Source organism: Acidovorax benzenivorans (genome assembly GCF_028680575.1).
GTDB lineage: Bacteria > Pseudomonadota > Gammaproteobacteria > Burkholderiales > Burkholderiaceae_C > Acidovorax > Acidovorax benzenivorans.
This window is the reverse complement of record NZ_JAPCKI010000003.1, coordinates 270190-289553: the sequence shown is the minus strand read 5'-3', so window position 1 is coordinate 289553 and position 19364 is coordinate 270190. Positions and strand designations below refer to the sequence as shown.

Here is a 19364-nt window from a genome sequence, read left to right as displayed (position 1 = left end):
CTCTCGCGATCAGACGGAAGTCGCGGCTTGTGGAGCCTTGTTCCGGATCAGTGCCTCAAACTCGGGACGGAAGTGTTTGATCATGGCGCGCACGGGCATGGCAGCGGCATCGCCCAACGCACAGATGGTGCGACCCTGAATATTGTCCGCCACGGAGTTGAGCAGATCCAGGTCACCTTCGCGGCCCTGGTCATGCTGGATGCGATCGATCACGCGCCACATCCAACCTGTGCCTTCACGGCAAGGCGTGCATTGGCCGCAGGATTCGTGCGAATAGAAATACGACAGGCGCAGCAGGCTTTCGACCATGCTCCGCGAATCGTCCATGACGATCACAGCGCCAGACCCCAGCATGGAACCCGCTTTGGCGATGGAGTCATAGTCCATCGTGCATTCCATGATGATGGATGCAGGCAAGACTGGCGCCGACGAGCCACCAGGAATCACCGCCTTGAGCTGACGACCTTTGCGCACACCACCAGCCAGTTCCAACAGCTTGGCAAACGGCGTACCGAGCGGCACCTCGTAGTTACCAGGCTTCTCGACGTCACCAGACACCGAGAAGATCTTGGTACCGCCGTTGTTGGGCTTGCCGCACTCCAGGTACGCAGCACCGCCATTGCGGATGATCCATGGCACGGCAGCAAACGTTTCCGTGTTATTGATCGTCGTGGGCTTGCCATACAGACCAAAGCTGGCCGGAAATGGCGGCTTGAATCGGGGCTGGCCCTTCTTGCCTTCCAGCGATTCGAGCAAGGCGGTTTCTTCGCCGCAAATGTAGGCGCCAAAACCGTGGGCTGCATGCAGCTGAAAACTGAAGCTGCCGCCCAGGATGTTGTCACCCAGGTAACCCGCAGCACGAGCTTCTTCCAGAGCCGCCTCGAATCGTTCGTAGGTCTGGAAGATCTCGCCGTGGACGTAGTTGTAACCCACAGAAATGCCCATCGCGTAGGCAGCGATGATCATGCCCTCGATGACGATGTGCGGGTTGAACTGAAGGATGTCGCGGTCCTTGCAGGTACCTGGCTCGCCTTCATCGGAATTGCACACCAGGTACTTCTGGCCAGGGAACGAACGGGGCATGAAGCTCCATTTGAGGCCGGTAGGAAAGCCCGCACCGCCGCGCCCACGCAGACCGGATTCCTTGACGGTGGCAATGACCTGGTCTTGGGTAAGACCCTCGCCGCCGTCTTTACCAAGGATGCGACGCAACGCCTGGTAGCCACCGCGCGCTTCGTAGTCCTTAATGCTCCAGTTGCTGCCATTCAGGCCCGCATAGATCTGGGGATTGAGATGACGGTCATGGAAACAGGTCTGAACGCCCGTAGCCTGGAACTGGGAGAGTATTTGTGCTGCCGTGGTCATCACTGGCCCCCTGCAGCCCGAAGGCCGTCCACGAGCTGGTCAAGCTTGTCGTTGTCCATGAAACTGCACATCGTGCGATCGTTCACCAACATCACCGGGGCATCCGCACAGGCACCCAGGCACTCACATTGCTGCAAGGTGAACATTCCGTCTGGGGTTGTTTCTCCCATGGAAACACCCAGCTTCTTTTCAAGGTGATGCAGCGCCTTTTGCCCATCGCGCAACTGGCAAGGCAAATTGGTGCAGACGTTGAGCTTGTACTTGCCCACCGGTTGCTGGTTGTACATGTTGTAGAAGGTCGTGACTTCGTGCACGGCGATCTGCGCCATGCCCAGATAGTCGGCGATCACTGCTTCGCTCTCGACGCTGACGAAGCCTTGCTCCTGCTGAACGATGGACAAGCAAGCCATGACCGCAGACTGTTTCTGGTCCGCAGGGTACTTGGCCACTTCGCGCGCAAACCGCGCCTTGGTCGCTTCGGTAATCATCGGTCAATCTCTCCGAACACGATATCCATGGTGCCAATGATGGCGACAGCGTCCGCGATCATGTGGCCACGCGCCATTTCGTCGAGCGTGGCCAGATGCGCAAAACCTGGCGCGCGGATCTTGAGACGGTAAGGCTTGTTGGCGCCATCACTCACCAAGTAGATACCAAACTCACCCTTGGGATGCTCCACTGCCGCGTAGGCCTCGCCCTCTGGAACATGGAAACCTTCCGTGAAGAGCTTGAAATGGTGGATCAACTCCTCCATGTTCGACTTCATGGACTCACGTGCAGGCGCAGCCACCTTGTGATTGTCGGTAATCACCGGACCGGGATTGGCCCTGAGCCAGTCCACGCACTGCTTAATGATGCGGTTGGACTCGCGCATCTCCTGTACGCGCACAAGATAGCGGTCATAGCAATCGCCAGTCTTGCCCACAGGTACATCGAAGTCCATACGGTCGTACACATCGTACGGCTGGGTCTTGCGCAGGTCCCAGGCAATACCGGAGCCGCGGATCATAGGACCAGTCATGCCCAGATTCAACGCGCGCTCAGGCGGCACCACGCCAATACCCACGGTGCGCTGCTTCCAGATGCGGTTGTCGGTAAGCAGCGTCTCGTACTCATCCACGCAGCCGGGGAAGCGCTGAGTGAAATCATCAATGAAGTCCAGCAGAGATCCCTGGCGATTCTGATTCAGAGCCTCCAGCGCCTTGGCGTTCTTGATCTTGCTGACCTTGTACTGCGGCATGCTGTCGGGCAGATCACGGTACACGCCACCCGGACGGAAATAGGCCGCATGCATGCGCGCGCCAGAGACCGCCTCGTACATGTCAAACAGGTCTTCACGCTCGCGGAAGGTATAGATCAGGATGGTAGAGCTGCCGCAGTCGTTACCGTGCGAGCCGAGCCACATCAGATGATTGAGCAAACGCGTGATCTCGGAGAACATCACACGGATGTACTGCGCGCGCACCGGCACTTCGAGGCCCAGCAGTTTTTCAATCGCCAGACAGTAGGCGTGCTCATTGCACATCATCGACACGTAGTCCAGCCGGTCCATGTAAGGCAGCGACTGGATGTAGGTCTTGTGCTCGGCCAGCTTTTCGGTGGCGCGATGGAGCAGACCGATGTGCGGGTCAGCGCGTTGCACGACCTCACCGTCCAACTCCAGCACCAAGCGCAACACACCGTGCGCCGCAGGGTGCTGCGGACCAAAGTTCAGGGAATAGTTCTTGATTTCAGCCATGATGGATCACATGAGGCGCGGGGCGGCTCAGTGCAGGCCTCCGTACTTGTCTTCGCGGATGATGCGGGGCGTGATTTCCCGCGGCTCGATGGACACAGGCTCGTACACCACGCGGCGCTGCTCTGCGTCGTAACGCATTTCGACATGGCCAGACAATGGGAAATCCTTGCGGAAAGGGTGTCCGATAAATCCGTAGTCGGTAAGAATGCGGCGCAAGTCGTTGTGACCGTCAAACACGATACCAAACAGGTCGAAGGCTTCGCGTTCGTACCAATTGGCCGCATTCCACAGCTCAGCCACCGAGGCAACGACCGGGAAATCATCGTCCTGGCAAAACACCTTCACGCGCACACGCTGGTTGAGGCTGACCGACAACAGGTGCGACACCACGCAGTAGCGGGCACCCTCGTGGACTGCATCGCCATACGCAGAATAGTCCACACCGCACAAATCGATCAACTGCTCAAAACGGCAACCTTCCGAATCGCGCAGCAAGCGCATCGCATCCAGATAGTCCGCAGCGGCGACCACCAGAGTGACCTCATCGAGAGCGACCGAAATCTGGCGCACCTTGGCACCCAGCGCCGCCGAAATATTGTCCTTGAGCTTTTCAGGCCGAATGGCAACAGCTGTCATCATCAACCCTTCAGACACGAGCAATGGTGTTGGTGCGGCGAATCTTCTGCTGCAGCTGGATGATCCCGTAGATCAGGGCTTCTGCCGTTGGAGGGCAACCTGGCACATAGACATCCACTGGCACGATGCGGTCACAACCGCGCACCACCGAATAGCTGTAGTGGTAGTAACCACCGCCATTGGCGCACGAACCCATCGACAAGACCCAGCGTGGCTCGGACATCTGGTCGTACACCTTGCGCAGCGCCGGTGCCATCTTGTTGCACAGGGTGCCCGCCACGATCATCAGGTCGGACTGGCGGGGGCTGGCACGGAACACTTCCGCACCAAAACGGCCAATGTCATACCGAGCCGCTGCAGCGTGCATCATCTCAACAGCACAGCAGGCCAGACCAAACGTCATCGGCCACAAGGAACCGGTCTTGGCCCAATTCACCACAGAGTCGTAACTCGTGGTGATGAAGCCTTCCTTCATCACGCCTTCAATCATTGCATTGTCCTTGTTGAAGTCCGCTCATTCCCAATCCAGGGCGCCCTTTTTCCACTCGTAGGCAAAGCCCACGACAAGGATGGCCAGGAAAATCACGACCGCCGCAAAACCAGCCACACCCACCTCGTGCAGCGTCACCGCCCACGGGAAAAGGAATGCGATTTCGAGGTCAAACAAAATGAAGAGGATGGCCACGAGGTAGTAGCGCACATCAAATTTCATGCGCGCATCCTCGAAGGCTTCAAAGCCACATTCGTAGGGGGAGTTCTTTGCGGCATCTGGGCGATTAGGGCCCAGTATGTAGCCGAGTACGAGGGGGACAACGCCTACGGCGATGCCGACCAAGATGAACAAAAGGACGGGGAGGTACTGATCGAGGTTCATCTTGAGGATGTGCTCACCGCTGTGGCCTTGCCCGTCAGGACCCAAGCCGGGTCATGCAGGCAGGCCTTTGTTTTGGTGCCGTCGGCGAGACTCGAACTCGCACAGCTTTCGCCACTACCCCCTCAAGATAGCGTGTCTACCAATTTCACCACGACGGCTGATTTTTGTATCTGGATGGCATGAGGAACCTTGCGGCTTTTGGCTTTCCAGACAATCCAGAATTCTACTCCGGAAAAACCCTGCTTCGGCCCTCCAGGCCGAAATTCAGTTCAATTATTTGGTCGGAATCTGCGCCGCGCCCGAGGCGGGGACAGCAGGCGCCGCCGGAGCTTCAGAAGCAGGCGCGCCAGCAGGCACCACAGCGGCAGGCGTCTCCAGAACGCTGCCCGAACTGGCGGGACGGGCGTTGCCAAAGTAAGCCAATGCCAGCGTAGAAACAAAGAACACTGCAGCCAAAACGGCCGTGGTGCGGGACAAGAAGTTGGCGCTGCCGCTGGCACCAAAGAGGCTGCCCGAGCTCCCGCTACCGAAGGCTGCGCCCATGTCGGCACCCTTGCCATGCTGAATCAGGATCAGGCCAATCATGGCCAGGGCTGCCAACATCTGCACCGCCAAAATCACATTCACGATCACGTTCATTCTCTGTTCACTCCTGATTGAATTGTTTGCCTCGCAGCCGCCTCAACGGGCTGCTGCAATGATTTGTAGAAAGTCGGGCGCCTTCAGCGATGCACCGCCGACCAGTCCGCCGTCGATATCCGGCTGCGCCAGCAGCTGAGCCGCATTGGCCGCATTCATGCTGCCGCCGTACAGCAACCGGATGCGGTCCGCATGCTCGCTCGCCGCAGCAAGCTGAGTGCGCAGCACCGCATGCACGGCTTGCGCCTGCTCCGGCGATGCCGTACGGCCCGTGCCAATCGCCCACACAGGCTCATAAGCCACCACAATCTCGCTGATGCAATGGCCGTTGAGATGAATCACCGCCGCGAGTTGCCGCTTGACCACGGCCTCGGTCAGCCCTGCTTCGCGCTCCTGCAGCGTCTCACCCACACAGACCACCGGGGTTACACCCGCCGCCAATGCACGCTGAGCCTTCTCCGCCACAACCACATCCGTCTCGCCATGGTACTGACGGCGCTCAGAGTGCCCCACCAGCACGTAACGCACGCCAAAATCCTTGAGCATGGCCACCGATACTTCACCGGTGTAGGCCCCCGCCTCTTGCGAAGACACATCCTGTGCTGCCACCGCAATGACGGTGCCAGCCGTCAGCGCCTGTACCTGTGCCAGGTAGGGTGTGGGCACTGCGACGGCTACATCACAAGCCACATTCGCCGCACCAGCAATCAAGGCTTTCAGCAATGCCTCGTTGGCAGCCAGGCTGCCGTTCATCTTCCAGTTGCCTGCGATGAGTTTTTTCTTGTTGCTCATGATTACCACGTCAAAACAATTTTGCCGATGTGCTGATTGGACTCCATCAGTGCATGGGCCTGGGCTGCATTCTCAGCAGCAAATGTGCTGTGGATGACCGGGCGCACCTTGCCCGCTGCCAGCAGGGGCCAGACATGCTCGCGCAATGCCCGTGCAATCGCCCCCTTGAAAGCCACGGGACGCGGACGCAATGTGGACCCTGTGATGGTGAGCCGCTTGCGCAGCACCAGCCCTGCATTGAAGCCGCTCTGCACACCCCCCTGAACCGCGATGATGACGATACGGCCATTCTCCGCCAGGCATTCCACCTCGCGAGCGACATAGTCGCCAGCGACCATGTCGAGCACCACGTCAACGCCACGCCCGTCGGTGATGCGCTTCGCCTCCACCACAAAGTCTTGCGACTTGTAGTTGACGGCGTGATGCGCCCCCAGCGTCAGGCAAGCCGCACACTTGTCATCGCTGCCAGCGGTGGCAATCACAGTGGCACCAAAGGCACGGGCCAACTGGATGGCGGTCACGCCAATCCCGCTCGTCCCGCCCTGCACCAGCAGCGTTTCACCCGCTTGCAACCGGGCACGGTCAAAGACATTGCTCCACACCGTGAAGAACGTCTCTGGCAGTGATGCTGCCTCCACATCACTGAAACCATCGGGCACCGGCAGGCACTGCACAACCGGTGCAACACACCACTGCGCATAACCACCGCCTGCCACCAACGCACAAACACGGTCACCCACACGAATACCGGCCGCAGCCATGGCCGACGCATCACCCGACTCGACCACACCCGCCACCTCCAACCCCGGAAGATCCGAGGTCCCGGGAGGCGGCGCATAGTGACCCAGTCGCTGCAAGACATCAGGGCGGTTGATGCCACTGGCCGTAACGCGGATCAACAGCTCACCCGCACCCGCCACAGGCACCGAGCGCTCACCCAGACGCAGCACTTCAGGCCCACCAAAAGATGTGATCTCGACAGCATGCATAACGGAGTTCACCGAAGATGGATAGAGATGATTTAGGCCGCTAGCGCACTATTTACATGCACCAGCAGCTACCAAATCAATAGCAAATCAACGATTTAGCCGTTCACCTGAGCAGACGCACCATCTGCAGGCAAGGCCTGCTGCTGTTGCTGCTCTGCGGGATGACGGCCACCATCGCGACCATGGTCGCGGCGTGGTTCGCGATCACCACGCTCTGCGGGCGCAGGACGGTCGCTGCCACCGGCGGGGCGCTCGGCCAGCACCTTCATGGACAGCTTGACGCGGCCCTTTTCGTCGGTTTCCATGACCTTGACCTTCACGATCTGGCCTTCGGTCAGGTAGTCGGACACCTTCTCGACGCGCTCGTGGGCGATCTGGCTGATGTGCAGCAGACCATCCTTGCCGGGCAGCAGGTTGATCAGCGCACCAAAGTCGAGGATCTTGGTGACAGGGCCTTCGTAGATCTTGCCGATCTCGACCTCTGCCGTGATCTGCTCGATGCGCTTCTTGGCTTCGTCAGCCTTGGCAGCGTCGGTGGCGGCGATGGTGATGGTGCCGTCTTCCTCGATGTTGATCTGGCAGCCGGTTTCTTCGGTCAGCGCACGGATCACAGCGCCGCCCTTGCCGATCACGTCACGGATCTTCTCGGGGTTGATCTTCATGGTGTACAGCTTGGGCGCGAAGTTCGACACTTCGGTCTTGGCTTCACCCATCGCCTCTTGCATCTTGCCCAGGATGTGCATGCGGGCTTCCTTGGCCTGGGCCAGCGCCACCTGCATGATTTCCTTGGTGATGCCCTGGATCTTGATGTCCATCTGCAGAGCAGTGATACCACCAGTAGTACCCGCCACCTTGAAGTCCATGTCACCCAGGTGATCTTCGTCACCCAGGATGTCGGTCAGCACGGCAAAACGGCTGGCGTCCTTGATCAGGCCCATGGCAATACCGGCCACATGCGCCTTCATCGGCACGCCAGCGTCCATCAGCGACAGGCAGCCGCCGCACACCGAAGCCATCGACGAAGATCCGTTGGACTCGGTGATTTCGGACACCACACGCATGGTGTAGGGGAACTCTTCCTTGGTAGGCAGCACAGCAACCAGAGCGCGCTTGGCAAGACGGCCATGGCCAATTTCGCGGCGCTTGGTCGAACCCATGCGGCCCACTTCGCCAGTGGCAAAGGGAGGCATGTTGTAGTGCATCATGAAGCGGTCTTCATACTCGCCCGCCAGCGCATCGATGCGCTGCGCATCGCGCTCGGTGCCCAGCGTGGTCACCACCAGCGCCTGGGTTTCACCACGCGTGAACAGGGCAGAGCCGTGGGCACGGGGCAGCACGCTGCTGCGGATCTCGATGGGGCGCACGGTGCGCGTATCGCGACCATCGATGCGGGGCTCGCCAGCCAGGATCTGGCTGCGCACGATACCGGCTTCGATGTCGAACAACATGCCTTCGACCTTGACGGAGTCGAACTCCACACCATCGGCCTTGAGGCTGGCCATCACGGCGGCGTAAGCTTCGCGGCACGCTTGGGTACGGGCTTGCTTGTTGCGGATCTGGTAGGCAGCGCGCAGCTTGTCGTCAGCCAGGGCCACCACCTTGGCGATCAGGGCTTCGTCCTTGGCAGGGGCTTCCCATTGCCAAGCAGGCTTGCCTGCATCGCGCACCAGTTCGTGGATGGCATTGATGGCCACGCCGCCTTGCTCGTGGCCGAACACCACAGCGCCCAGCATGATTTCTTCGGACAGCTGCTGGGCTTCGGACTCAACCATCAGCACAGCAGCTTCGGTACCCGCCACCACCAGATCCATCTGCGAGTTCTTGCGCGCAGTCTGGCCAGGGTTGAGCACGTATTCGCCATTGATGTAACCCACGCGCGCGGCACCGATGGGGCCGTTGAATGGAATGCCAGAAATGGCCAGGGCGGCGCTGGTAGCGATCAAGGCTGCGATGTCAGCGTCCACTTCAGGGTTCAGCGACACTGTGTGGATGACCACATGCACTTCGTTGAAGAAACCTTCGGGGAACAGCGGACGGATCGGGCGGTCGATCAGGCGGCTGGTCAGGGTTTCGTGCTCACTGGGCTTGGCTTCGCGCTTGAAGAAGCTGCCAGGGATCTTGCCGGCAGCGTACGTCTTCTCGATGTAGTCCACCGTCAGAGGGAAGAAGTCCTGGCCGGGCTTGGCCCCCTTGGAGGCCACCACGGTGGCCAGCACCACGGTGTCGTCAATGTTCACCAGCACGGCGCCGGAGGCCTGGCGGGCGATCTCGCCGGTTTCCATGATGACGGTCTTGTCGCCCCATTGGAAGGTCTTGGTGACTTTGTTGAAAATGCTCATGTTCAGCTCCTGTTTTAGTAGCTGGTAGTGCCCTACCAGATTGTCTTGGAGAGCAATTCAGAACACGATGCCATTCCAGGGAAGTGCTGCACCGGGCAGTAACAATCACTTCATTGGAATGACACAGCTTCGCTCTGTTTTGCGGCTCCGAAGTAAAAAACGCCTGAGCTAGCGGACTAACCCAGGCGTTTTGGCATGCAATGAAGATTACTTGCGCAGACCCAACTTGGCGATCAGCGCGGTGTAACGGTCAGCGTCCTTGGCCTTCAGGTAGTCCAGCAGCTTGCGACGACGGCTCACCATACGCAGCAGGCCACGGCGACCATGGTGGTCCTTGGCGTGCGTCTTGAAGTGGGGGGTCAGTTCGTTGATGCGAGCGGTCAGCAGGGCCACTTGCACTTCTGGGCTACCAGTGTCATTGGCAGCACGGGCGTTCGCCTTGACGACTTCGGCCTTGATGGAGGATGCGATCATGTTTTTTCCTTGAATGTGGCCTGCCGCTGGCGGAAGACCATGGTTTTTACTTGCGCCAGCAGCTGGAACGGCCGCGGGCGTGCGTCTTGCACCATGCAAAACTCGCGGATTATAACCTGAGCCCCCAATTTCATATACAGCCCGGTCCCTAGCGCCATGCTTTCGCGACCCCGCCGGACCCTACGCGGACGGAACGCCGCTCACACAGGCTGTCGCGCAACGGGCACAGCCGCTCCCAAAACATCGTGGATGCGCGTGATAACACCACACCCCGGCAACCACGGGGCCCCTTAAGATGATCCGGCACCCTCGACTCCAAACAACTCCATACCCCAGAGAACTCGCCATGCCACCTATCTTGGCTCAACAGCTCGCGCCCCAAACCAGCCCTCGCGCGAGGTCGGCCTCCCTGCTTTTGTTGGTTCTGGCCCTATGCCTGACGCCACTGCCGGGAACAAGCCATGCCTCCACCAAGGACTCGACCAAAAGCGTCCACAGCGAAGTCAGCAAACAGAAGAAATCCACCAAAGTGAAACAAGCACGAAGCTCTTCCGAGGAAAGCCGCTCCGAGCGTGATCGCCGACTTTATCGGGAGTGCAAGGGCCGCGCCAATGCAGGTGCGTGCCTGGGGTACACGCAAAAGCCATGAGTCAATCTAGCGCCCCACACCCCGCGACCTAACTGAAGACCCCACGTTGGGCTTTCCCGCCAATGCTGCGCCGCGCGGCAACATCCCTTGATTCAGGCATTTGCCACCGTGATTCCCCAGCGCGCCAGCGCCGCGTCGTCGCTCACCCTTGCATCCACCCAGCGCGCCCCCTGGGCGGTTTCTTCTTTTTTCCAGAACGGCGCCTGGGTCTTCAGATAGTCCATCAAAAACTCGCAGGCCTGAAAGCTTTGGCCTCGGTGGGCGCTGGTCACCGCCACCAGTACGATCTGATCGAGCGGCTGCAGCAGCCCCACGCGATGGATCACGCGGGCGCCAAAAATATCGAAACGCCGCAAGGCCTCGTCCACCATGGCTTCGATGGACTTTTCGGTCATGCCGGGGTAGTGCTCCAGCTCCATGGACGACACCTGGTCACCCTCGTTGCGATCACGGACGGTGCCCACAAAGCTGCAGACAGCACCTACGCCCTTGTTCTCGCGGCGCAAGGCTGTGATTTCGGCGGACAGGTCAAAGTCCTCGGTCTGGATGGAAACGCGGGGCAAGGTCATGGCAAGAGGCTCTCAGCGGGGCGTGTGAAGTTCAGGCAGAAAGAGGCGTCAAGGCGAACGATGCAGCCGTGGCGCAGCCAGCAGGGCGCGCTCCTCTTCCACCACCTTGTTCAGCTGCGCCAGTGCGGGCGATGGAGGCAATTGGACCAGCAATGCCTGCAGACGCGTGACGTCGCCCACGGTGGGCGCCACCTTGATCTGTGCAATAGCGGCAGGCAGGTTGCCGCCCCGGACCAGCGCCAGCACCTTGGCGGGCCATTCACTTTTGTTGCGTGCCATAGATTGGGAAAAAACGTTTGTCTGTACGATTCGCCCGCACTGTACCCGCATGCGACCCTGTACGCGATCTTCTCAGCCCTTCAAAGCCCATGGCCACACAAACGATTCAGACCGATCTCTACAAGCTCTACCCGTCCCCGCGCAATGCGGTCCGCGATGTGTTCGAGCACCAGGTCTTCGTGCCCCACCCCTACGCCATCATTGACCTGGATGTGATGGAGCTGGCGGGCAAAACGACGCTGTTTGGCGCCTGCCGCCTGTCGGACATGAAGATGGGCCAGGTGGTGACCTTCGAGTTAGCTTCCGACCAGGCCAAGTTTGAGCGGCTGTTCACGCCGGACTGAAACCCGCGCATGTACGACGACGACAACCAGATCCACGTGCCGCCCTCCTTCATGGCGGTGTACACCGACGCGCGGGGGCGCCTGACAGAAAAGGCAGACGGAGTGCGCACCCGCTACGAGCTGTGCGAAGACCTTGCGGGCCACCTGGTGGAACACGCGCAGACGCTGTACCACGTGCAGGCACCGTCTGAGACCGAGATCCTGCAGCGCATCCACGCAGGGCTGTGCACAGCCGAATCTGGCGTGTCGGTGGCCGAAGCGACGTGGATCGTCACCCGACTGGCCGAGCTGCTGGTATGGCAGTGCCCGGTGCTCATGGCACCACAGCCACAGCCGGAGGGCGAAGCGCCTCCCCCGCCGCCCGCGCGCTGAACGGCCTGTGGCGCCCGCTGAGGCCTGGCTATACTGCGCCTTATGCCCACGCACACCCTCTTTGCCATGACTACCGCTCCTGCGGTGGCACTGCAGTGTGTGGTCAAAGCCAAAAAACCAGAGCTCATCTGACCGGAGCTGTGGTTCCGTCCGGATGAGCGACGGAACCACCTGGCAGAGAAACAGCAAGCTCCCTCTTCTTTTTGTCTCTTCCCTTCCCGGCATTCCGCGCGCACTCCCTGGACGGTTCTTCCCTTGGTCGAACCTTCAAAGGACGCTACGCATGCCCATACTGACGACACCCTCCGCAGCTCCCGCAGCACCTCTCTCTGCGCCCACCTGCACTCCCTTCAGCGGGCTTTGGATCGCGCTGGTCACACCGTTCAAGGATGGTGCCGTGGACCACCCAGCCCTTGCCGCCCTCACCACCCGGCTGCGTGCCGACGGTGTTTCGGGCTTCGTTGCCTGCGGCTCGACCGGCGAGGCGGCAGCCCTCGACAAGGCCGAGCAACTACAGGTGCTGGAGACAGTGCTCGGCGCGGCCCAGGGATTGCCCGTGGTGATAGGCGTATCGGGCTACCACCAGGGTCACGTGCTGGAGCAGGTGCGGGCCCTTGCGCACTATCCGGTTGCGGGCCTGCTGGTGTCCGCGCCCCACTACATCCGGCCGTCGCAAGAAGGCCTGCTGCACTGGTTCCGCACACTGGCCGACGCCAGCGAGGCACCCCTGCTTGTTTATGACATTCCGTACCGCACGGGCGCCACGCTCACCACCGAGACGCTGCTGACGCTGGCGGCACATCCGCGCATACAGGCCATCAAGGACTGTGGCGGCAACACGACCAAGACGCAGGCCCTGATCGCCGATGGTCGACTGCAGGTACTGACGGGTGAAGACGCGCAGATCTTTCATACGCTGGCCCTGGGCGGTGCAGGTGCCATCTCTGCCTGCGCACACTGGCAGACGCCGCGTTTTGTGGAGTTGACGGCCTTGCTGCGCCAGGGCGATCTGCCCGAGGCCCGCCGTGTATGGCAGACCTTGTTGCCATGGATTGAGACCTGCTTTGCCGAACCCAACCCCGCCCCCCTCAAGGCCGTGCTGGCACAGGCGGGCTGGATGCGCAACGAACTGCGCGCGCCGATGATGGCAGCTTCAGCCGCCCTGGAGCAGCGCCTGCAAACCCTGCACGGGCTCAGCCCCCGGTAACCGGAGGGAAAAATGCCACCTCAGCCCCCTCGGCCAGGGTGGCGGACTCATCGCTCAAGGTCTGGTCGAGCGCCATGCGCACGGCCCGGCCACGCGCAAGGCTGCTGGCGTGGGCGCCGCCGCGTGCAGTGAGTTCATCGCGCAAGGCGCCCAGCGTGACGGCAGAGGTTTCGACCGCCTCACTGCCTTGCCCAATGGCCTCACGAATCGAGGCAAAGTAACGCACAGAGACCTTCATGCCAGCAACTCCGAAAACGCAATGAACCGCACCGTATCGCCCGGTGCAATCGTCTGGCCTGCCGGGTTGTCCACCACACCATCGCCCCAGGCGGCCGAGGTGAGCACGCCCGAACTCTGGTTGTTGAACAGGTCCAGCCCGCCCGCCGCGTTGTGGCGCACGCGCAGAAATTCGCGGCGTTTATCGGCCTTGGGCCATGTGAAATCAGCGCGAGCAGCTATGGATTGAGGAGCAACCTCCTGCACACCTTGCAGGCGCAACACAAACGGCCGCACCAGCAGCGCAAACGTCAGAAAGCTCGACACCGGGTTGCCGGGCAAGCCCATGAAATGCGCGGCACCGCCTTCACGCGGAATCTGTCCGTAGGCAAACGGCTTGCCGGGCTTCATGGCGATCTGCCACAGGTCCAGCGAGCCCAGCGTCTCCACGGCAGGCTTGATGTGGTCTTCTTCGCCCACACTCACACCGCCGCTGGTCAGGATGAGATCATGCGCCGCGCTCGCGCTGCGCAGTGCGTCGATGGTCGCGTCGCGCCGGTCGGGCACGATGCCAAAGTCAGTCACCTCGCAGCCCAGGCGCAGCAGCATGGCGCGCAGGAAGAAGCGGTTGCTGTTGTAGATGGCGCCAGGGCGCATCTGCTCAGGCGGCACCTCGCCAGGCATGACCAGTTCATCGCCCGTAGAGAACAGCGCCACGCGCGGGCGCCGGGCCACCTGCAGTTCGTGCAAGCCGATGCTGGCTGCCAGGCCCAGCTCGGCCGGGGTCAGACGTGTACCCGCAGCCAACACCACGGCACCCCGGGTGATGTCCTCGCCCGCGCTGCGAATCCATTGGCCGGGTTGGGGGACAGCGTTGATACGCACGTCGCCCAAGCCACCACCGTCGGTGGCAGCGGCAAGGGCCTCGCAGTCTTCCTGCATCAGGATCGCGTCGGCCCCCTCGGGCACGGGCGCGCCGGTGAAGATGCGGGCGGCGGTGCCCGGCAGCAGCGGGTCGCCGGAGCTACCTGCCGCAATGCGTTGCGAAACAGGCAAGGTGATCGGCAGCCCCCCGCCCACGGCCATCACATCGGCGCAGCGCACGGCGTAGCCGTCCATGGAGCTGTTGTCCTGCGGCGGCACCTGCAGGGCCGAAACACAGTTTTGCGCCAGCACGCGGCCGTCGGCGTCAAACGTGGTGACCGTCTCGGTCTCTGGCAACGGCGCGGCCTTGGCCAACAGGTCGGCCAGCGCCTCGTCGAGTGGCTTCAGGGGCTTCATTGGGGGGCGCATGGCACCAGGCCTCCGTGCAGATCCCAGTGGTATTCAAAGCGGTGCTCGTACTGGAGCAGCCAGTCCACCACCTGCGCCGGGCTGTTGAGGTCCAGCAAAGGCAGTTGGGTAGGCACGGGCAGGCCCTGCGGGGCATCGGTGGCCACGGCGACCACAAAATCGTCTTCGGGGTAGCGCACGGGCTTGGCCACCTGGCCGGGCTCGGGGGCGCGCCAGACTTCGACCTTGAGCAGATCGCTGTCCTTGAACCCTTCCACCAGCACCCAGTCCACGCCCTGGTACAGCTCGGCCAGCAGGTGGTGCACGCTGAGCGTGGCGGGCTGCTCGAACTCGCGCACCAGCATCAGGCGCTTGTCGGAGGCGGCCACCACCTCGAAGGCCCCTGCCTCGCGGTGGCGGTACGTGTCCTTGCCCGGGTGGTCGATGTCGAAACTGTGGTGGGCATGTTTGACCACCGACACCCGCAGCCCGCGCAGCCGCAGCTCGGGGATCAACTGCTCGACCAGCGTGGTCTTGCCACTGCCGGAAAAACCGGCAAAACCGACAACCTTCATCCACTGCTCCTTTATTAGCTATTCTATTTATAGCTGCTAACGCTTACCAGATAAGCGCCAGGGGCATTTTTTATTCAAACCCAACTCCTGAGCCGCTCCCGCATACGCTGCGACGGAGCGGCCACGGATTTGCCCTTAGAGGGCGGGCGCGCAGTGGCGCTCGATGTATTGCTTGACCAACTGCACATTGGCAGGCAGGACGTGCACACGCTTGGGCAGGTCTTCGATGCCCGCGAACTTGGCGGGCCGCTCCGGCGCATGGCCCAGGGCTTCGACGATGGTCTCGGCAAACTTGATGGGCAGCGCCGTCTCCAGCACGATCATGGGCACCTTGGCATCTTGGTGATGTTCGCGTGCCACCTTTACGCCGTCGGCCGTGTGGGTGTCGATGGTGACGCCGTGGCGCTCGAAGTTGTCCTTGATGGTGGCCAGGCGGTCTGCGTGGGTGCTCTTGCCGCTTTCAAAGCCGTATTTGGCGGCGGCATCGGCAAACAGCGGTTCGGTGCTCAAGTCGAACCTGCCATAGGCGGGCAGCGCTTTGGCAAACAACGCGTTCGTGCGCTGGCCGTTGCGGCCCAGCAGGTCAAAGATGAAACGTTCGAAATTGCTGGCTTTGCTGATATCCATCGAGGGGCTTGAGGTCTCATGTGTGTCGGCAGCGGTGCGTACGCGGTATGCGCCGGTGCGGAAGAACTCATCGAGCACATCGTTCTCGTTGGTGGCAACCACCAGCTTGGCAATGGGCAGGCCCATCATGCGCGCCACATGGCCAGCGCAGACGTTGCCGAAGTTGCCACTGGGTACCGTGAAGCTGACCTTCTGGTTGTTGGTCTCGGTGGCCTGGATGTAGCCCGCAAAGTAGTACACCACCTGCGCCAGCAGGCGCGCCCAGTTGATGGAGTTGACGGTGCCGATCTTGTACTTGCGCTTGAAGGCGAGGTCGTTGCTGACGGCCTTGACGATGTCCTGGCAGTCGTCAAACACGCCTTCGATGGCGATGTTGTGGATGTTCTCGTCCTGCAGGCTGAACATCTGGGCCTGCTGGAACGCGCTCATGCGGCCGTGCGGGCTGGTCATGAAAACGCGCACACCCTCTTTGCCACGCATGGCGTACTCAGCGGCGCTGCCGGTGTCGCCACTGGTGGCACCCAGGATGTTGAGCTGCTCGCCACGGCGCTTGAGTTCGTACTCGAACAGGTTGCCCAACAGCTGCATGGCCATGTCCTTGAAGGCCAGCGTGGGGCCGTTGGACAAGGCTTCGAGCCACAGACCGTCTTCGAGGTGGCGCAGGGGCACGATCTCGCCGGTGCCAAACACCTCAGCGGTATACGTCTTGGCGCAGATGGCCTTGAGGTCCGCAGCAGGGATGTCATCGATGTACAGCGACAGGATCTGGAACGCCAGCTCGGCGTAGCCCTGCTCGTGGTAAGCCGTGCGCAGCTTGGTCAGCATGGCGTCGCTGACCTTCGGGTACTGCTCGGGCAGATACAGGCCGCCATCGGGCGCCAGGCCTTCGAGCAGGATGTCGCAGAAATGTTTGCGGTCGGCGTGGCCGCGCGTGGAGATGTACAGCATCAGTTCAGTTCCTCCTTGCGGATGCGCGTGATGGGCGCCAGCACCGTGGGCAGCGCCTGCATCTGGGCGATGACGGCGTCCATGGTGCCTTCGCGGGTGTCGTGGGTCAGGATGATGAGGTCGGTCTGGGTGGAGCCCTCGCCACCCACTTCGTCGGCTTCGCGCTGCAGCACGGCGTCGATGCTCACACCCGCCTCGGCCAGCAGGCCCGTGACCTTGGCCAGTACGCCAGCCTGGTCGGCCACGCGCAGGCGCAGGTAGTAGCTGGTGACCACTTCGCTCATGGGCAGCACGGGCAGCGTGCCCATGGCGTCGGCCAAGGTGTTGGCCTGGAAGGCCAGGTGCGGCACGCGGTGCTCGGGGTCAGCCGTGTGCAGGCGGGCGATGTCCACCAGGTCGGCGATCACGGCGCTGGCGGTGGGCTCAGAGCCCGCGCCCTTGCCGTAGTACAGCGTGGTGCCCACGGCATCACCCTGCACCACCACGGCGTTCATGGCGCCTTCCACGTTGGCAATCAGGCGTTTGGACGGCACCAGGCTGGGGTGCACACGCAGTTCCACACCCTTCTCGGCGCGCTTGGTAATGCCCAACAGCTTGATGCGATAGCCCAGTTGCTCGGCGTACTTGATGTCGGCCGCGCCGAGCTTGGTGATGCCCTCGACATAGGCCTTGTCAAACTGCACCGGGATGCCGAAGGCAATGGCGCTCATCAGCGTGACCTTGTGGGCGGCGTCCACACCTTCGATGTCGAAGGTGGGGTCGGCCTCGGCATAGCCCAGGCGCTGGGCTTCTTTGAGCACCACGTCAAAGTCCAGGCCCTTGCTGCGCATCTCGGACAGGATGAAGTTGGTGGTGCCGTTGATGATCCCGGCGATCCACTGGATGCGGTTGGCGGTGAGGCCTTCGCGCAGGGCCTTGATGATGGGGATGCCACCGGCCACGGCGGCCTCGAAGGCCACCATCACGCCCTTGGCCGATGCGGCGGCAAAAATCTCGGTGCCGTGCACGGCCAGCAGCGCCTTGTTGGCGGTGACCACGTGCTTGCCAGCCGCAATGGCTTCCAGCACCAGCGCACGGGCAATGCCGTAGCCGCCAATCAACTCGATGACGATGTCGATGTCGGGGTTGGCAATGATGGCGCGGGCGTCGTTGACAACCTGGACGCCATCACCCACCACGGCCTTGGCACGTGCTACGTCCAGGTCGGCCACCATGGTGATCTGGATGCCACGGCCAGCACGGCGGCTGATCTCGTCCTGGTTGCGCTGCAACACGTTGAACACGCCGCTGCCGACGGTGCCGATGCCCAGAAGGCCTACTTGGATGGGTTTCATAGCAATGGGAAGAGAAATAAAAAAATGTTTCGGGAGGGACGAAGAAGGCGCGGTACGGTGCAAAGACTCCATCAGCGCGTGACATAGGTCGGCAGTTGCCAGGCACCGCCCGCAAAGCCACGGCACATGCCGTCGCCAGACTCGCCGCTCAGCACAAAGCCCTGACCGTCGAACTGCCACTCGCGCACCCACCAGCAGTCGCCAATGCCACGGCCCTTCATCGCCGAGTGCACGGTGCCCGAGGCCGGATCGAAATCTCCATCCACGTCCTGCAAGGGCTCTGGCTTATAGGGAGGGCGGTCATTGGCCACCCACAGCAGGCTGCTGAAGTTGTAGGCGCCCATGCCACACGGCACAGACAGCAGCACCTTGCGCTCCGTCAGGCGATAGACCTGCACGTTCGCGGGGTTGAACGCATCGTCGCCATTGCACTGCCCCTCGGTGCTGGCGCGGTCCAGCGCAGCAACCAGCGGCTTGGCCAGCGCGGCATCCCCCTTGCGCGCAGGCAACGGGGCCACAGCCTTGATCACTGGAGCTGGCAAGGGAGACAGCACGGAAGCCTCGGGCTTCACGCCCTTGCGCACCAGTGCACTGGGCGTGCCCACCCGGCCCTGAGCCTCGTCCATCTTGAGCAGCACGGCAGTGGCCCCGGCCAGCGACAGCACCCAGCGGTCCTTGCCAGCGGCGACGGTGGCCTCTTCGTTCTTGAGTAGCTCTTGCAACAGGCGGGGCACCTGCGCCGCGGGCACACGTGGTGTGTCGCCTTTGAGCCCCGGCAACGACAGCGCGCCCACCTTGAGATGCAGCGACGCGGGAGAGGCTTTCTCGGTGGACACCTGCAGGTCCACCAATACCGGTGTATCGGGCCCCGCCTCGCGGGTCAGCCGCAGGGAGACAGGCTCTGACTCACCGCTCTCCGACTGGTAGCCCACGGCCCGGCAGGTACGGGTGTTGTCGCATTGCAAGGCCCAATCCTTGTGCTGAAAGCTGACGGGCTCCTTGCCCTTGTCGGCAGCCTGCACAGGGCCGAGGAACCCCGTCACCACAAGCACACAGGCAGCGGCAAGCCGAACCAGGTCAAAAGTGAGGGGGCTGCGCATGGAGCGTATTGCCTTGTCTTGTGGGC

22 protein-coding genes and 1 tRNA gene are annotated in these 19364 nt (G+C 61.8%); 3 read left to right on the top strand and 20 right to left on the bottom strand.

Annotated elements, in window-relative coordinates:
* Positions 1-9: 9 nt before the first annotated feature.
* The 14 genes from nuoF to OIN59_RS07160 all read right to left on the bottom strand — a co-directional run bounded on the left by nuoF (position 10) and on the right by OIN59_RS07160 (position 11343).
* Positions 10-1365 carry an NADH-quinone oxidoreductase subunit NuoF gene (nuoF, locus tag OIN59_RS07225; protein ID WP_274108673.1) on the bottom strand — a complete coding sequence of 452 codons (1356 nt, stop codon included), beginning with the start codon at positions 1363-1365 and terminating at the stop codon, positions 10-12.
* Positions 1365-1853: an NADH-quinone oxidoreductase subunit NuoE gene (nuoE, locus tag OIN59_RS07220; protein WP_274108671.1), complete on the bottom strand. Its 489-nt coding sequence runs from the start codon at positions 1851-1853 to the stop codon at positions 1365-1367. The genes nuoF and nuoE overlap by 1 nt, the downstream gene beginning before the upstream one ends.
* Positions 1850-3103 (bottom strand): NADH-quinone oxidoreductase subunit D, encoded by a 1254-nt coding sequence (locus OIN59_RS07215; protein ID WP_274108669.1) that lies wholly within the window; start codon positions 3101-3103, stop codon positions 1850-1852. Before OIN59_RS07215 ends, nuoE begins: the two co-directional genes overlap by 4 nt.
* A 27-nt stretch (positions 3104-3130) precedes the next feature.
* A complete protein-coding gene (locus OIN59_RS07210; protein WP_274109061.1) occupies positions 3131-3739 on the bottom strand; it encodes an NADH-quinone oxidoreductase subunit C in 609 nt (202 codons plus the stop codon).
* Between the two features lie 10 nt (positions 3740-3749).
* Positions 3750-4229, bottom strand: coding sequence for a NuoB/complex I 20 kDa subunit family protein (locus tag OIN59_RS07205; RefSeq protein WP_007849129.1), 480 nt, complete (start codon positions 4227-4229; stop codon positions 3750-3752).
* Between the two features lie 24 nt (positions 4230-4253).
* Complete coding sequence (locus tag OIN59_RS07200) at positions 4254-4613, bottom strand: NADH-quinone oxidoreductase subunit A (protein ID WP_274108661.1); 360 nt, start codon at positions 4611-4613, stop codon at positions 4254-4256.
* A gap of 73 nt (positions 4614-4686) precedes the next feature.
* A tRNA-Leu gene (locus OIN59_RS07195) sits at positions 4687-4771 on the bottom strand.
* A 115-nt stretch (positions 4772-4886) separates the two neighbouring features.
* Positions 4887-5252 (bottom strand): preprotein translocase subunit SecG, encoded by a 366-nt coding sequence (gene secG, locus OIN59_RS07190; RefSeq protein ID WP_274108659.1) that lies wholly within the window; start codon positions 5250-5252, stop codon positions 4887-4889.
* Positions 5253-5294: 42 nt separating this feature from the next.
* The gene (tpiA, locus tag OIN59_RS07185; RefSeq protein ID WP_274108657.1) at positions 5295-6044 is read right to left on the bottom strand and encodes a triose-phosphate isomerase; all 750 of its coding nucleotides are present in this window, start codon (positions 6042-6044) and stop codon (positions 5295-5297) included.
* A gap of 2 nt (positions 6045-6046) precedes the next feature.
* Positions 6047-7033 (bottom strand): NAD(P)H-quinone oxidoreductase, encoded by a 987-nt coding sequence (locus OIN59_RS07180; RefSeq protein ID WP_274109059.1) that lies wholly within the window; start codon positions 7031-7033, stop codon positions 6047-6049.
* 95 nt (positions 7034-7128) lie between these two features.
* Positions 7129-9372, bottom strand: a complete 2244-nt coding sequence (gene pnp, locus OIN59_RS07175; RefSeq protein ID WP_274108655.1) for a polyribonucleotide nucleotidyltransferase — start codon at positions 9370-9372, stop codon at positions 7129-7131.
* A 207-nt stretch (positions 9373-9579) separates the two neighbouring features.
* Positions 9580-9846 (bottom strand): 30S ribosomal protein S15, encoded by a 267-nt coding sequence (gene rpsO, locus OIN59_RS07170; RefSeq protein ID WP_005793232.1) that lies wholly within the window; start codon positions 9844-9846, stop codon positions 9580-9582.
* Positions 9847-10587: 741 nt separating this feature from the next.
* Positions 10588-11064, bottom strand: coding sequence for a molybdenum cofactor biosynthesis protein MoaE (locus tag OIN59_RS07165; protein ID WP_274108639.1), 477 nt, complete (start codon positions 11062-11064; stop codon positions 10588-10590).
* A gap of 48 nt (positions 11065-11112) precedes the next feature.
* The gene (locus OIN59_RS07160; RefSeq protein WP_274108637.1) at positions 11113-11343 is read right to left on the bottom strand and encodes a hypothetical protein; all 231 of its coding nucleotides are present in this window, start codon (positions 11341-11343) and stop codon (positions 11113-11115) included.
* A gap of 89 nt (positions 11344-11432) precedes the next feature.
* On the opposite strand from OIN59_RS07160, the gene OIN59_RS07155 reads away from it, so the two are divergent.
* The 3 genes from OIN59_RS07155 (at position 11433) to dapA (ending at position 13266) form a co-directional block, all read left to right on the top strand.
* Entirely contained in the window at positions 11433-11687 is a 255-nt protein-coding gene (locus OIN59_RS07155) for a hypothetical protein (protein WP_274108635.1), read from the top strand.
* A gap of 9 nt (positions 11688-11696) precedes the next feature.
* Entirely contained in the window at positions 11697-12059 is a 363-nt protein-coding gene (locus tag OIN59_RS07150; protein ID WP_274108633.1) for a hypothetical protein, read from the top strand.
* Positions 12060-12342: 283 nt separating this feature from the next.
* Complete coding sequence (gene dapA / locus OIN59_RS07145; RefSeq protein WP_274108631.1) at positions 12343-13266, top strand: 4-hydroxy-tetrahydrodipicolinate synthase; 924 nt, start codon at positions 12343-12345, stop codon at positions 13264-13266.
* On the opposite strand, the gene moaD is transcribed toward dapA, so the two are convergent.
* From moaD to OIN59_RS07115, 6 genes are all read right to left on the bottom strand, one after another.
* On the bottom strand, positions 13253-13504 hold the full coding sequence (gene moaD / locus OIN59_RS07140) for a molybdopterin converting factor subunit 1 (protein WP_274108629.1): 252 nt from the start codon (positions 13502-13504) through the stop codon (positions 13253-13255). The genes dapA and moaD overlap by 14 nt on opposite strands.
* Positions 13501-14775 (bottom strand): molybdopterin molybdotransferase MoeA, encoded by a 1275-nt coding sequence (locus OIN59_RS07135; protein WP_274108627.1) that lies wholly within the window; start codon positions 14773-14775, stop codon positions 13501-13503. The genes moaD and OIN59_RS07135 overlap by 4 nt, the downstream gene beginning before the upstream one ends.
* Positions 14760-15329, bottom strand: a complete 570-nt coding sequence (mobB, locus tag OIN59_RS07130) for a molybdopterin-guanine dinucleotide biosynthesis protein B (RefSeq protein ID WP_274108625.1) — start codon at positions 15327-15329, stop codon at positions 14760-14762. Before mobB ends, OIN59_RS07135 begins: the two co-directional genes overlap by 16 nt.
* A gap of 135 nt (positions 15330-15464) precedes the next feature.
* The gene (gene thrC, locus OIN59_RS07125) at positions 15465-16904 is read right to left on the bottom strand and encodes a threonine synthase (protein ID WP_274108623.1); all 1440 of its coding nucleotides are present in this window, start codon (positions 16902-16904) and stop codon (positions 15465-15467) included.
* Positions 16904-18238: a homoserine dehydrogenase gene (locus OIN59_RS07120; RefSeq protein ID WP_274108621.1), complete on the bottom strand. Its 1335-nt coding sequence runs from the start codon at positions 18236-18238 to the stop codon at positions 16904-16906. The genes thrC and OIN59_RS07120 overlap by 1 nt, the downstream gene beginning before the upstream one ends.
* A gap of 71 nt (positions 18239-18309) precedes the next feature.
* Positions 18310-19338: a DUF1176 domain-containing protein gene (locus OIN59_RS07115; RefSeq protein ID WP_274108619.1), complete on the bottom strand. Its 1029-nt coding sequence runs from the start codon at positions 19336-19338 to the stop codon at positions 18310-18312.
* Positions 19339-19364 lie beyond the last annotated feature (26 nt).